The following is a 13,599-nucleotide window of genomic DNA, read 5'->3' as shown; positions in this document are numbered from 1 at the left end:
GATAGAGATGTAAACGCTGCAATTAATGTAAAACAAGAAGCGGTTAGATTAACCGTGTTAGCCTGTGGACTAGATAGTGCCGACACTTCTAGGATGAAGCAGGAAGAAAAAGCCGGCTTTTGTTAGCATTAGTTAGCTTTTTTGGGTCGGAAAGAGTTTTCCAATTTACCTCCGAGAATGAAAAAGCCCTGGGAGTCAAGCGGGTGTAAATCCAGTTCCGGTGGGTCCTATTCAGTTAAGAATCAATATCTGCGAAATTATGAGTATTGCAACGGTTCATCGTCTTTTCTATACCCTGTTTGAAACTAAATTCTACACACTCAACGACAAAGTTTAAAACCTGAGACATAACTTTATTTTCAGCAGCAGAAAATCGTCCTAAAACATGAGATACAGTATCAGACTTATCCCCATCTATAGCACCCTTTGGTTTACCAATACCAATTCGTAATCGGGGGAAATCTTGCGTATTTAGGTGGGAAATAATGCTTTTCATGCCATTATGTCCACCAGCAGAACCAGACAAGCGTAAACGAGTTTTTCCCAAAGGTAAATCTAAATCATCATAAATAACTAAAACTGATTCTGGGGGTAATTTATACCAATTCGTTACAGATTGTATAGCTTGTCCGGAACGATTCATATAAGTTAAGGGTTTAAGTAAGCGTACTTTAACGCTACCTAGTGCTGTACCTTCACCAAACTCACCCTGAAATCTGCGATTCTCAGCCACAGAAACTTGCCAAGTACGTGCTAGGCTATCTATAGCTGCAAAGCCAATATTGTGGCGAGTTTGGTCATATTTAGGCTCCGGGTTTCCTAGTCCGACAATTAGCTGGGGAATTACTAAAATCGGTTGTTTTACTTCTTCCTCCTTCATCCTTATATATTTTCCTGCTGGTTTTTTCCAGCTTCAATGTGTTTAGGTTCTAGTTCAGCGGTCGTTTTTACAGTTTCTTTTAATTGTTCTGCTTCCCGTTTGAACTCGGTTTGAAATTCATTAGAAGCTTCTTGGAAACTGCGAATGGTTTTACCTAAACTGCGGCCAATTTCTGGTAGCTTCTTGGGACCAAATATCAACAGTGCTACCACCATAATTACAGCCATTTCTGGTAAACCGATACCAAATATATTCATCTTTCTCTCCTGTAAATTTAGAAGTCTTATTGGTATATAGGTTAATTTTATCGCTATTTTCCCACATTTTTAGAAATAACAAAAAACCCGGACAAGCCGGGTAGATGCTAATGTCAACATACCTTCTGGGACTGATTGAAGAGGATTCCTTAACGCTTCATTGGGTTGTGCTATCGAAATAGTTTTATTATCCCTCGACGTTCCTTTATAGTCCCCTAATGTCATAAGGCGACTATATCTGTTTGATCATAAAGCCGTCCTAGAAAGACCGAGCTTGTATCCCATGTTTTTGGTCACCTATTAGCCACCTAAACTGCGCCAATCAACAAGCACATCTTGAATTAACAGAGACTTGTTGTAAACTTGCAGGATAATGAGTAGAAATACGAGAAACAAACCCATGAACACACCCATTAAAGGTGTTGTTCCCCAACCTGGAGATACCTTACCATACTCAGCATTTAAGGGTCTGAGAACATCTCCTAACCTAGTTCTTTGTGCCATAATTTACCTAATATCAGTTGCAAAAGCTTTTTTTTATTTTATTAGACATTTGATAAAGACATTATAGATGAAATTGGAAAAACCTCAAAATTCAAGAGAACTCTCACCGATACAAAAAAGCTAATATAACGGGAGTTAAAGATTTTTGAGGAGGAAATAAGCCTCAAATCCATGGAGGGTAAGGGAAATACAGCAAATGCCCAGGCTCAAACCCATAAGTATCAACAAACGAATCAAAACGATATTTACCCGCAATCTGCCGTAACTTGTCACCAATGGTCTGCGCGGAAGAGTTTGCGGTAAAAATTTTGAGAAAAATCGGTACTGTGATACCGTCTCTGGTTTTCTATTAATTCAATTAAAAGACTAATAAATTCAAAAGTGGCTATCATAACTTCATAGGTTAGTTCAGAGTCACCATCAAACTGTATCCGACAACAAGTTAGGTCTGAGGGTAAAGCAGTAATATTCCAGGTGGCAAGAAAGGGAATATCCTCACTAGACTCAATTTTCCGGTGTCCCTCCAGCACACCCTGTTGATAAAGACTAATGGCATAGGGCAATAAACTTCGCTTATTGATCTGAATATAAGGTATATAAACCTTCGTTTGTTCATGATTTGCCGGTTGGAGTTGATAAATAGACATCGTTCTATGTCACTTGAACTGACCTGGAATTGAACATAGCAATTTCATTTTCATTATTCCTGACTTGGGAGTGCTATAGATTGTTTAGGTTGTTTAAGTTAAATTTTGTAATATTCTATAAATATGGATCTCATAATATGTAACTAAATTTATGGACTTAGAACCCGCTACGGTGCTTGGAATTTCCTTTTGCGCGGCACTAGTTGCTATCACTGGTATGGCAATTTACACATCTTTTGGCCCGCCCAGCCAGGAATTAGATGATCCGTTTGATGATCACGAAGATTAATGAGGTCATTAACTTAATATGATGGTGGGTAATACCCACCTAACATCCTAAATTAGATAAACATCTGAAATACCGTTATATAAAACCTACTCAAATCTACTTTTATCTTCCTTTACTTCCTGCTTCCCCTAATCCCTAAGAGGATGAATTTAAAAGTCTAAATTGATAACAAAAAGGCGATGATAAAGATATCTAATCTAAGACCAAGAATCTAAATCTAGAGATTGCATTCCTTGACTTTTAACATAATCTAGCAAACCTCCTAATTGCCACCAAAGAAATACACAAGTTAACAAACTTATTGGTAAACCCACACCCAAAGCCAGTTCAGAGGGAAAACCGAAGATCTCTAAACCGCAAGCAAGAAATAAACAAACACCACTTGTAATACCAATAAATGGGACTAATAATTGTTTATAAAAAGAACGAGTATTAGTATTTTCTTGAGTAGACTTATCATCAGGCCATTGCTGGACAATTACTTTTAATGTCCCAGATAGAGCCAGACCAGAAGTTAAAGCCGTGAGAAAACCAACTAATACTAAAAAGTAGGGCGGTTGTAAAGGGTAATAGTACATGAAAACTCCTGGTTGTTATTAAAATTCGTTTTTATTTGGTAACAAATTACTTTGCTAAAATAGCTGCTACACTTTCTTTGGAAAACTCTGTTAACAGGCTAATTGCCACATTTAGTAAGCGATTTGGTGGTAAATCATCCTTGACCAAATCCCATAAACGTTGGACTTCTTCCGTGTGTAAACGGTCATCTTCGGTCAGGGCTAATACCAACTGACGACGTAAGAATTTACCTTCTTCTGAAAGAATAAATTCTAGACCCATTTTTGCGGTTGGTAAAACGTCAAATTGACTATCAGTACGAGCAATGGTAATCAGGTTTTCTAACCGTTGCCACTGAAATTTACCATCTTTAAACAATACATTCAATAGCCGTCGCCGTAATGCGGGAGATTCCCCTGTTAATAACCGTCGTGCTATGTACGGATAACCCACTTCTACGATTTTGAAATTGGGGTTGAGACTCAGCGCAATACCCTCTTGTGTCACCAGAGAACGAATAATTAAAGCAAATTTCGCTGGTACACGGAAAGGATATTCATACATCAATTCCGAAAACTCATCAGTAATGGTTTTGAAGTTAAAGTCATTGACATTTTTACCAATAGCGTTCCCTAGTACGGCTTCCAATGCTGGTACAATGGGGGCAATATTGGTATTTGCAGTTAAAAAGCCCAATTTGACAAAATCTGTCGCTAAATCGGCGTAATCCTTGTTTACCAAATGCACTAAAGCATCAACTAAACTTTCTTTGGTTGTTTCCTCCAATTGATCCATCATACCGAAATCAATGTAAGCCATGCGACCATCAGACATAGCGAACAAATTACCCGGATGAGGATCAGCATGAAAAAAACCATGCTCTAATAGTTGTTGTAACCCAGTAGTTACACCTATTTGAATAATTGCTTCTGGGTCTAAACCTACGGCTTGGATATTTTGAGTATCTGTGAGTTTAAAGCCGTTAATCCATTCCAGGGTTAAAACATGATTACTGGTATAATTCCAATAAATACCTGGAACTTTTACTTGTGGGTCATTACGGAAATTATGGGCAAACTTTTCCGCATTACGCCCCTCATTGATGTAATCAATTTCCTCAAATAACTTTGTCCCAAACTCGTCTACAATTAAAGTTAAATCGTGACCGAGATTCAGCGGTAGCCAGGGTGCGAGCCAACTAGCAACCCAACGCATCAGGTACAGATCCTTTGTCAGTAAGGGGCGTAAATTAGGACGTTGTACCTTCACAGCCACTTCTTCCCCACTGACCAGGTGTCCATGGTAGACTTGACCTAAACTAGCCGCTGCTACTGGCTGAGGGGAAAGATCCCGGAAAATCTCGCCAATGGAGCGATCTAACTCTGTTTCAATAATCTGATATGCTAGACCATTATCAAAAGGTGGTAACTGGTCTTGTAGCTTTACCAGTTCTGCTAAAAAGTCTTTGCGGATTAAGTCAGGACGGGTCGAGAGCGCTTGACCAACTTTAATAAATGTCGGACCTAACCGGGTGAGTAAATTTCTTAACTCAATAGCTCTTTGTCCTTGATTCTCTTCGACTTGTTCTTGCCATTCGTCCCACTTGAGACTAAATACAAATCCCGCAAAAGACCAGATGATGCTCAGTAGTCGCCCCCAAACCAGCCAGGGACGGTAACGAAAGTAACGAGAAATTGCCTCTGGATTATACTGTTTTAATTCAGTAGATTGATACTGACCCACGCCTTTATTTGCCTCCCCAACTGGGAATTTTACACCGTCGCCTCGATCAGAATGCTAACTTAGTCATTGGCATTCATGATAATGGTAGTTTTTTTGTTTAGAAAGAAACTTTAACCGGATCTAGGGGTAATAGGTAACTAATTAAGCCTATTTAGCTAGATTTATTTATCTTTTTCTTAATTATACTTTATAAAAGTACAAACTTTTTGTATGTATTTGAGGTATTTTATCTTTTCTTAATAACTAACTAAACCCCTTCCATGGGAAAGTGCTGATCAAGTCTCAATTTTATCAAAAAACGCAAAGATGCTAAAAAACATCTTTGCGCCTTTGCGTCTATCATACAATATATCTAAGAGAGATTGCGCGAAATAATCCTTTAAGAGGCAACAGCAGTAGAACGGGTACGTCGTCTTCTTCCGTCAGCAACCTTCACAGCAGGCTCTTCCGGGACTTGCATCAACAACGTCAAAGCAGGTTGACATTGCAACTCTCTCCGCATAGAACGAGCTAACTCCCGTTCTAGAGTTTCCTGCAATCCACCCCAGTCCGTATCTGCGGGTTGTCCTCCAGCGGGGGAAAACTCTAACCAACGTACACCAAGAATTTCTTCAATGCGTTGTTGTACCCATTTTTGCAGAAGCGATCGCTCAATACTCGTTACTACACCTTGCATATGTAGCTCTGGTTTAGCCATTAGCTTACCACTCCAATCAATAGCCGCAGCAATAGTTACCATACCTTCTGAAGCCATGCGTTGGCGTTCTTCCAAGACTTTGGAACTAACCATACCCGAACTAGAAGTATCTACCAATTCAATTCCAGCGGCCACTTGACCGGAGACGCGGATAGAATTTTCTGTCAATTCTATGACATCACCATTTCGGATAATGACGATATTTTCCGCCGGAATGCCCATACTTTGAGCAGTTTCCGAATGTTTAACTAACATCCGATGTTCACCATGGAATGGTACAAAGAACTTAGGACGAGTTAAAGCAATCATCAGCTTTTGTTCTTCTTGACAGCCGTGGCCGGAAACGTGGATACCTTTATCCCGTCCATAGACCACTTTTGCTCCCTGAATCATCAATTTATCAATGGTATTAACCACTGCAATGGTATTACCGGGAATGGGGTTAGCGGAGAATGCAACTGTATCCCCTTGACGAATCTTAATATGGGGGTGTTCTTTATTAGCAATTCTTGTCATTGCTGCCATTGTCTCACCCTGAGAGCCTGTAGTTAAGATTAATACTCTTTCATCTGGCATTCCTCGCACAGTATGCAGCGGTTGAAATAGACTATCTTCACATTTGATATAGCCTAAATTCCGCGCATGGGCGATTAAATTTAACATGGAACGCCCTACAACTGTGACAACACGATTGTGTTTCTTTGCCAGTTGCAGAATCATGTTAATGCGATGGACACTGGAAGCAAAGGTAGTGACAAATAAACGCCCAGTAGCCTGGTAAAATACTCGGTCAAGGTTGGGAAAAACAGAACGTTCAGAAGGTGTAAATCCTGGAACTTCTGCATTAGTGGAATCACTTAATAAACAGAGTACGCCTTTTTCACCATGTTCTGCTAAACGTTGCAAATCAAAGGTTTCACCATCTACCGGAGTATGATCAATTTTAAAATCTCCTGTGTGGATGACTACGCCTAATGGTGTGTGAATAGCAACGGTAAAGCTATCAGCAATGGAGTGAGTATTGCGAATATATTCCACGAAGAAATGTTTACCAATTCGCACTACGTCACGGGGGAGGACTGTTCTTAATTCTGTGCGGTCTCTGACTCCCGCTTCTTCTAGTTTACCTTCCAGCATGGCCAGCGCTAGTCTTGGTCCATGAATCACGGGAATATCAAATTGCTTCAAATGAAAAGCAATACCACCTATATGGTCTTCATGACCATGAGTGACGATCATCCCTTTAATTTTGTGGCGATTTTCCCTGAGATAAGTTGTATCAGGTAATACTATATTTACGCCGTGCATGGCCTCTGTGGGAAAGGCTAATCCTGCATCTAAGAGGATAATTTCGTCCTCATACTCGAAAACACAAGTATTTTTACCTATCTCGTGTAAGCCGCCCAAAGGAATAATTTTTAGAGCGGAATTAGCTTCGGTTTTAACCATTTTCTCCTGGAGATTGTTTTTTGTTGTGAATCAGTTGCTAGTTCGGTTTCTTGTATAAAAGGAAACGTTACACTTCCGTTTAAATCCAGCTTTTATAGAGTCATATTTGATTTCATTTGCATCAAATTGAATCGTTTTTATATTAGATTTTTCGCATAATTGCTTAATTTGTTATATTAAGCGCAGGTAACCATCTTGAAGATTTTTCTTTGGTTGGGAATGACATATATCATGTTTGGACTTTTGCAAAAGGTCTTTTGTCCAGTTATAGCACAGGGGCTTAAATTGTAATTTACTAACGAGTACACATTATTTAGACATTATTTATTAAATAAATAAATCGCTCACCTATTTTTGTTTAGATTAAATTCAGCTTTTGCATCACTGATTCTAACTTATTCAACACATCTGTATCAGCTTCACACAGGGGTGGACGGGTTGAACCTACTTCCCAACCTTGTAGCTTCAGTGCTTCTTTGACAGGAATGGGATTTGTAGTTAAAAATAAAGCTTTAAACAATGGGAACAGTTCTAGATGAATGTCGGTAGCAATTTGCATTTTTCCCAGACGAAATGCTCGAATCATCTCCTGTAGTTGATTACCTACTAGGTGAGAAGCCACACTTACCACACCTTCAGCGCCTATTGCTAACATGGGTAGGGTTAAAGAATCGTCTCCAGCATAAATCTGAAATTCTTTTGGTGTCAAGCGGCGAATTTCACTAACTTGATCTAAGTTACCACTAGCTTCTTTAATAGCGACAATGTTATCAATTTTCGCTAACTCTACCACTGTTTCTGGTAGCAGGTTCTGACTGGTCCTGCCAGGAACATTATATAACATCATGGGCAGATCGGGACAAGATTCTGCTATTGCCTGAAAATGTTTATATAATCCGGCTTGTGGTGGTTTGTTGTAATAGGGAACTACTTGTAAAGAACCATGTACTCCTATTTTAGCTGCTTTTTGGGTGGCTGCGATCGCTTCTTTGGTGTAATTAGAACCACACCCAGCTATTACTTTAGCTTTTCCTGATACAGTCTGCAACACCTCCACAAATAATTGGTATTCTTCTTCCCAACTCAGTGTTGGTGATTCCCCTGTTGTTCCACATACCACTAGTGCATCTGTACCGTTATTCACTAGATGGTCTGCCAGTTTTGCGACTACATCATAATTAATACTACCGTCTGCTTGAAACGGCGTAATCATAGCGGTTACTATTGTCCCAAAATCTCCCACACTCTTTTCTCTCCTAAGTTATTTGTCCATTGTTCGTTGTTAATTACCCGTGATAAATCACTCAATTAAAATTTATAGTCTAGTAGATTTTAGTAAATTTTTTTCTACTAATAATTCTGCTATTTGTACTGCGTTTAAAGCTGCACCTTTACGGATTTGATCTCCACATAGCCACAATTCTAAACCACAAGGATGAGAAATATCTTGACGAATTCTGCCTACTAAAACTTCATCTTTCCCACTAGCATCTATAGGCATAGGGAAATAATTTGCTTGCCAATCTTCCACTAATTTAACACCCGGTGATATTCTTAAAATTTCTCTAGCTTCTTCTGGATTAAAGGGAGTGGCAAATTCTAAATTAATCGCTTCCGAGTGAGCGCGGAGAACGGGAACACGGACACAAGTGGCGGTAATTTTGATCTCTTGACTACCAAAGATTTTCCGGGTTTCGTTGACCATTTTCATTTCTTCCTCACAATAGCCCCAAGGTGTTAAAGGGGAATTATGGGTAAATAAATTAAATGCCAATGGATAAGGTAAGACCTCCGCGACTGGTTGCTGTCCTTGTAGTATAGCCTCACTTTGGACTTTTACTTCCTCCATGGCTTTAGCTCCAGCGCCGCTGGCAGATTGATAGGTAGCTGCTACAATTCTTTTCACTGGTTTGACCTGATGTAATGGCCATACTGCCAGTGACATGAGAATTGTCGTACAATTGGGATTGGCGATAATTCCCTGATGATTAGCTGCCGCTTGGGGATTTACTTCTGGGACTACTAAAGGTACATCAGGGTTCATGCGGAAGGCACTAGAATTATCAATTACCACTGCTCCCTTTTCTACCGCTACTCCAGCCCAAGTTTTGGAGATGCCACCTCCAGCACTAGCTAATACTATATCCACATTTTCCCAGACATGATCACTTACTGCCTGAATGGGGATATCCTCACCTTTGAATTTTAGTGTTTTTCCCGCGCTGCGTGGCGATGCTAATAATTTTAGGTCAGCTAAGGGAAAGTTCCGACTTTCTAGTAATTCCAGCAACTCCGTACCTACAGCACCGGTTGCGCCCAAAATAGCGACACGATAGGACTTAGACAAACTCGACTCCTCCTTTAAGAGGTAATTAACATTTTTTTAGCACAATTCAAAAAATTATCTCTAAATTATCTCTTTTCTTCCTCTCACCGGGGGCATTAAATAATAAAATTTGCATATTTTTGGGATATTATCTTATTTTTTGAGGTTTATTGAGGAATTTGAGACTTAATTAGATGGTAGTTGACAACAATTCAGTGATGAAAATCAAATATACGACATTATCGGATAATATAACATTGTACAGCAAAATGCAAGAACAGGAAAACCAAAGCCATTGACATTTAGGTATTTTTAATCAGCCCTGATTGTTACGTTATGTTACCGGGATTAGGGCTGCTATGTGGAAATAATATCATAAAGTGTTCAATTCTCAACTTTTGGCGATAAAATGGATATCTGCTAAGAGATATCTATCCACCAATAGAAGGGAATGATGCCTGATCAGCACATCCTACGTGAGAACTCAAGATATAATTGCCGAGGCTATCTTAGCTTCTCACTGTAGTGGGCGATCGCGTCTTGTATATGATTCTCAGATCAAAATATCATAAAAACAGAAACAAAGCATGAAAGTTACCCAGGAAAAACTTCCCGCCAGTCAAATTGGCTTAGAAATAGAAATCACATCGGAAATTACCAAGCAAAAATACGAGCAAGTCATCAAAAATCTCACTAAGACCGTAAATATTCCTGGGTTTCGCAAAGGGAAAGTACCCCAGCAAATATTAGTACAACGACTGGGAACGAGTCGTGTTAAGGCAACTGCTCTAGAAGAAATTATTCAAGAAGGTATTGAGCAAGCAATTAAACAAGAGGCCATTAGCGCCATTGGACAACCTCAACTACGCTCATCCTTTGATGATTTAATTAACAACTATGAACCGGGACAACCCCTAATTATTGCTGCTGCCGTAGATGTAGTACCAGAAATTAAGTTGAACAAGTACACTGGTTTAGAGGCCAAAGCAGAGGAAATCAAGTATGACCCCAGCCGCGTAGATACAGTTATTGACGAACAAAGAGATAAATTAGCCACATTAGTACCTGTAGAAGGACGGGCTGCGGAAATCGGTGATATGGCAGTTATTGATTTTAAAGGTGTAATTGCTAAAGCCGAAGGTGATGATCCTGACAGTGAACCCAAACCAATTCCTGGTGGTGAAGGAACAGATTTTCAAGTTGAGTTACAAGAGGATAAGTTTATTCCCGGTTTTGTTTTGGGTATAGTGGGGATGAATCCTGGAGAAACCAAAGAAGTAGCGGCTCAATTTCCAGAACCCTACGGTAACGAAGAATTATCTGGTAAAGCGGCCTTGTTTACAATCACACTCAAGGAAATTAAAACCAAAGAACTGCCAGAATTGGATGATGATTTTGCTCAAGAAGTCAGCGAATTTGAGACATTAGAGGAACTGCGGGCATCATTGACACAGAGGTATCAAAAAGAAGCGGCTGATAAAACCAAAGAAAACCAGCGGGAGGCTTTATTAACCGAACTACTTAATCATGTGGAAATAGACTTACCACAAACCTTCATTGACAAAGAAGTTGATGCTATGCTGACACAGACAGCCATGAGTTTGTCTGAACAGGGAATAGACGTGAAAAAGCTATTTACCCAAGAAATTATTCCCCAATTGCGGGAAAGATCAAAACCGGAAGCTGTGGAACGTATTAAGCGTTCTTTATCCTTACAAGAAATTGGTAAACGGGAATCTATCGAAGTGACCAACGAAGAAGTGGAAGCCAGAGTCACGGAATTGATAGCAGAATACCCTAATGAAGACTTGGATAAAAATAGACTGGGTGGCGTTGTCAAGGAAGAACTTTTAACCAAAAAGATCGTAGACTGGTTACTAGAACGCTCATCTGTGGAATTAGTACCGGAAGGTTCTTTAAGTTCTACAGCAGAAATAGATTCCCAAGTCCAAAGCACGGAAACAGTTCAGGCAGAAGAAACTAGTAATCCTGAGTAATGAGTAATGGGTAATGGGTAATTGGTAATGGGTAATTGGTAATTGGTAGTTAGGAAACATCTTTCCCCTACTTCCTACCCCCTGCCTCCCCTACCTTCTGAATTGTGCCCTAGGGCATAATGGTTAACAGTTCACAATTCGATTCCATTTATTGTTAAATATTCTAGTATGCTTGTATCGCAGTCAGGAAATTACCCAATTACCAGTTTGAGTTCTCTAGCCAATAGCCGCAACCTAAGCAGCCCCAGCAACATCGTCCCGATGGTAGTAGAACAGTCTGGTATGGGAGAAAGAGCTTTTGATATCTACTCCCGCTTACTGCGCGAGCGGATTATTTTTTTAGGAACGCCCATAGATGATGTGGTGGCTAATTCAATTGTTGCCCAATTACTATTCCTAGATTCTGAAGACGCGGAAAAAGATATCCAATTGTACATTAATTCTCCCGGCGGTTCTGTTTACGCTGGTATGGCAATCTATGATACAATTCAACAAATACGTCCCGATGTGGTAACTATCTGTTTTGGACTAGCCGCGAGCATGGGGGCCTTTTTACTAACATCTGGAACTGCTGGAAAGCGGATGTCTTTACCTGACTCCCGGATTATGATTCACCAGCCCCTGGGTGGCGCTCAAGGACAGGCTATTGACATTGAAATTCAAGCGCGAGAAATTCTTTACATTAAGGGTGAATTAAATCAATTAATGGCCAAACATACTGGTCAACCCCTGGAAAGAATTGAAGCTGATACAGAGCGCGACTTTTTCATGTCAGCAGAAGAGGCGAAGAATTATGGTTTGATCGATCAGGTCATTTCTAGGCAAAATCTTCCCACAGCAGGGTAAAACGTTACTATTCTGAAATAAGAGGCTGATATGTCTAAGTACGACTCCCATTTAAAGTGTTCATTTTGTGGCAAGTCTCAAGAGCAAGTACGTAAATTAATCGCAGGTCCGGGAGTCTACATCTGCGACGAATGCGTTGACTTGTGTAATGAAATCCTCGATGAGGAATTGCTGGATACAAGTAATGCCGCCTCACCACCGGCACAAAAGTCAGAACCACCAGAAAAACGCCGCACTCGTTCGTCTAATCTCTCTTTTAATCAAATCCCGAAACCAAGGGAGATTAAAAAATATTTAGATGAACACGTGATTGGCCAGGATGAAGCTAAAAAAGTCCTGTCGGTGGCTGTTTACAATCACTACAAGCGGTTGGCGGTTCTTGAATCTAAGGCTAGTGGTAAACCGGGTGCTGATGATGCTATAGAACTACAAAAGTCTAATATTTTACTCATTGGACCGACTGGTTGCGGTAAGACTCTATTAGCACAAACTCTGGCCAAAATCCTGGATGTTCCCTTTGCGGTAGCCGATGCGACAACCCTAACGGAAGCGGGCTATGTGGGGGAAGATGTAGAAAATATCTTGTTACGACTGTTACAAGTGGCAGATTTGGACGTGGAAGAGGCTCAAAGGGGGATTATCTACATTGATGAAATTGATAAAATCGCCCGCAAAAGTGAAAATCCTTCAATTACCAGAGATGTTTCTGGGGAAGGGGTACAGCAAGCTCTGCTGAAAATGCTAGAGGGGACTATTGCTAATGTACCACCCCAGGGCGGACGTAAACACCCGTACCAAGACTGTATTCAAATTGACACCAGCAATATTTTGTTTGTCTGTGGTGGTGCTTTCGGCGGTTTGGAAAAGGTTGTAGATCAGAGAATTGGCAAAAAGTCAATGGGCTTTGTGCAACCAGGAGAAGTGCAAACTAAAGAAAAACGCGCTGCTGACACCCTGCGTCATCTACAACCGGATGATTTGGTCAAATTTGGCATGATTCCTGAGTTTATCGGGCGCATTCCCATGGTGGCTGTAGTAGATCCTTTGGATGAGGAGGCACTGATGGCAATTTTAACAGAACCACGGAGTGCCTTGGTGAAACAGTACCAAAAACTACTAAATATGGATAATGTCCAGTTAGATTTTAAACCAGATGCGTTAAAAGCGATCGCTCAAGAAGCCTATCGGCGGAAAACTGGAGCGCGAGCTTTACGAGGTATTGTGGAAGAATTGATGCTAGATGTGATGTATGAGTTACCTTCCCGTAAGGATGTGACTCGTTGTACTATCACTAAGGAAATGGTGGAAAAACGTTCTACTGCTGAATTACTAGTACATCCTTCTTCTTTACCAAAACCAGAATCAGCATAATTGTCAGTTGTCAATTGTCAATTGTCAATTGTTGC

13 protein-coding genes are annotated in these 13,599 nt (G+C 40.3%); 4 read left to right on the top strand and 9 right to left on the bottom strand.

Features of this window, described 5'->3' with window-relative positions; all coding sequences use genetic code 11:
- Nucleotides 1-235: 235 nt before the first annotated feature.
- The 4 genes from pth to ebsA all read right to left on the bottom strand — a co-directional run bounded on the left by pth (nucleotide 236) and on the right by ebsA (nucleotide 2,288).
- Nucleotides 236-880, bottom strand: coding sequence for an aminoacyl-tRNA hydrolase (gene pth, locus H6G25_RS15820; protein WP_190393311.1), 645 nt, complete (start codon nucleotides 878-880; stop codon nucleotides 236-238).
- Between the two features lie 2 nt (nucleotides 881-882).
- On the bottom strand, nucleotides 883-1,137 hold the full coding sequence (locus tag H6G25_RS15815) for a TatA/E family twin arginine-targeting protein translocase (protein WP_190393310.1): 255 nt from the start codon (nucleotides 1,135-1,137) through the stop codon (nucleotides 883-885).
- Nucleotides 1,138-1,437: 300 nt separating this feature from the next.
- The gene (psbH, locus tag H6G25_RS15810) at nucleotides 1,438-1,641 is read right to left on the bottom strand and encodes a photosystem II reaction center protein PsbH (protein WP_190393309.1); all 204 of its coding nucleotides are present in this window, start codon (nucleotides 1,639-1,641) and stop codon (nucleotides 1,438-1,440) included.
- A gap of 269 nt (nucleotides 1,642-1,910) precedes the next feature.
- On the bottom strand, nucleotides 1,911-2,288 hold the full coding sequence (ebsA, locus tag H6G25_RS15805; RefSeq protein ID WP_190393308.1) for a type IV pilus biogenesis protein EbsA: 378 nt from the start codon (nucleotides 2,286-2,288) through the stop codon (nucleotides 1,911-1,913).
- Nucleotides 2,289-2,439: 151 nt separating this feature from the next.
- Between ebsA and psbN the strand changes: the two genes are divergently transcribed.
- Nucleotides 2,440-2,577: a photosystem II reaction center protein PsbN gene (gene psbN / locus H6G25_RS15800; RefSeq protein WP_015083402.1), complete on the top strand. Its 138-nt coding sequence runs from the start codon at nucleotides 2,440-2,442 to the stop codon at nucleotides 2,575-2,577.
- 197 nt (nucleotides 2,578-2,774) lie between these two features.
- Here the strand turns inward: psbN and H6G25_RS15795 are convergent, their stop codons facing one another.
- The 5 genes from H6G25_RS15795 to H6G25_RS15775 form a co-directional block, all read right to left on the bottom strand.
- Nucleotides 2,775-3,155, bottom strand: a complete 381-nt coding sequence (locus tag H6G25_RS15795; protein ID WP_190393307.1) for a hypothetical protein — start codon at nucleotides 3,153-3,155, stop codon at nucleotides 2,775-2,777.
- A gap of 46 nt (nucleotides 3,156-3,201) precedes the next feature.
- Complete coding sequence (locus H6G25_RS15790) at nucleotides 3,202-4,878, bottom strand: AarF/UbiB family protein (RefSeq protein WP_190393306.1); 1,677 nt, start codon at nucleotides 4,876-4,878, stop codon at nucleotides 3,202-3,204.
- A gap of 379 nt (nucleotides 4,879-5,257) precedes the next feature.
- Nucleotides 5,258-7,024 carry a ribonuclease J gene (locus tag H6G25_RS15785; RefSeq protein ID WP_190393305.1) on the bottom strand — a complete coding sequence of 589 codons (1,767 nt, stop codon included), beginning with the start codon at nucleotides 7,022-7,024 and terminating at the stop codon, nucleotides 5,258-5,260.
- A gap of 358 nt (nucleotides 7,025-7,382) precedes the next feature.
- Nucleotides 7,383-8,267 carry a 4-hydroxy-tetrahydrodipicolinate synthase gene (dapA, locus tag H6G25_RS15780; protein WP_028089823.1) on the bottom strand — a complete coding sequence of 295 codons (885 nt, stop codon included), beginning with the start codon at nucleotides 8,265-8,267 and terminating at the stop codon, nucleotides 7,383-7,385.
- A gap of 72 nt (nucleotides 8,268-8,339) precedes the next feature.
- Nucleotides 8,340-9,371 carry an aspartate-semialdehyde dehydrogenase gene (locus H6G25_RS15775; protein ID WP_190393304.1) on the bottom strand — a complete coding sequence of 344 codons (1,032 nt, stop codon included), beginning with the start codon at nucleotides 9,369-9,371 and terminating at the stop codon, nucleotides 8,340-8,342.
- Nucleotides 9,372-9,937: 566 nt separating this feature from the next.
- Between H6G25_RS15775 and tig the strand changes: the two genes are divergently transcribed.
- The 3 genes from tig to clpX all read left to right on the top strand — a co-directional run bounded on the left by tig (nucleotide 9,938) and on the right by clpX (nucleotide 13,564).
- The gene (tig, locus tag H6G25_RS15770) at nucleotides 9,938-11,347 is read left to right on the top strand and encodes a trigger factor (protein WP_190393303.1); all 1,410 of its coding nucleotides are present in this window, start codon (nucleotides 9,938-9,940) and stop codon (nucleotides 11,345-11,347) included.
- A 168-nt stretch (nucleotides 11,348-11,515) separates the two neighbouring features.
- Nucleotides 11,516-12,193, top strand: coding sequence for an ATP-dependent Clp endopeptidase proteolytic subunit ClpP (clpP, locus tag H6G25_RS15765; RefSeq protein WP_028084510.1), 678 nt, complete (start codon nucleotides 11,516-11,518; stop codon nucleotides 12,191-12,193).
- Nucleotides 12,194-12,223: 30 nt separating this feature from the next.
- Nucleotides 12,224-13,564 (top strand): ATP-dependent protease ATP-binding subunit ClpX, encoded by a 1,341-nt coding sequence (gene clpX / locus H6G25_RS15760; RefSeq protein ID WP_190393302.1) that lies wholly within the window; start codon nucleotides 12,224-12,226, stop codon nucleotides 13,562-13,564.
- Nucleotides 13,565-13,599 lie beyond the last annotated feature (35 nt).

The sequence above is a fragment of the Dolichospermum sp. FACHB-1091 genome (assembly GCF_014697585.1).
Lineage (GTDB): Bacteria > Cyanobacteriota > Cyanobacteriia > Cyanobacteriales > Nostocaceae > Dolichospermum.
This window is presented reverse-complemented; position numbering and strand designations above follow the sequence as displayed.

Coding starts and splice junctions, on each gene's coding strand:
- H6G25_RS15795 (WP_190393307.1), bottom strand. CDS start 3,155: ATGTACTATTACCCTTTACAACCGCCCTACTTTTTAGTATTAGTTGGT.
- clpX (WP_190393302.1), top strand. CDS start 12,224: ATGTCTAAGTACGACTCCCATTTAAAGTGTTCATTTTGTGGCAAGTCT.
- psbN (WP_015083402.1), top strand. CDS start 2,440: ATGGACTTAGAACCCGCTACGGTGCTTGGAATTTCCTTTTGCGCGGCA.
- pth (WP_190393311.1), bottom strand. CDS start 880: ATGAAGGAGGAAGAAGTAAAACAACCGATTTTAGTAATTCCCCAGCTA.
- ebsA (WP_190393308.1), bottom strand. CDS start 2,288: ATGTCTATTTATCAACTCCAACCGGCAAATCATGAACAAACGAAGGTT.
- clpP (WP_028084510.1), top strand. CDS start 11,516: ATGCTTGTATCGCAGTCAGGAAATTACCCAATTACCAGTTTGAGTTCT.
- H6G25_RS15785 (WP_190393305.1), bottom strand. CDS start 7,024: ATGGTTAAAACCGAAGCTAATTCCGCTCTAAAAATTATTCCTTTGGGC.
- H6G25_RS15815 (WP_190393310.1), bottom strand. CDS start 1,137: ATGAATATATTTGGTATCGGTTTACCAGAAATGGCTGTAATTATGGTG.
- psbH (WP_190393309.1), bottom strand. CDS start 1,641: ATGGCACAAAGAACTAGGTTAGGAGATGTTCTCAGACCCTTAAATGCT.
- tig (WP_190393303.1), top strand. CDS start 9,938: ATGAAAGTTACCCAGGAAAAACTTCCCGCCAGTCAAATTGGCTTAGAA.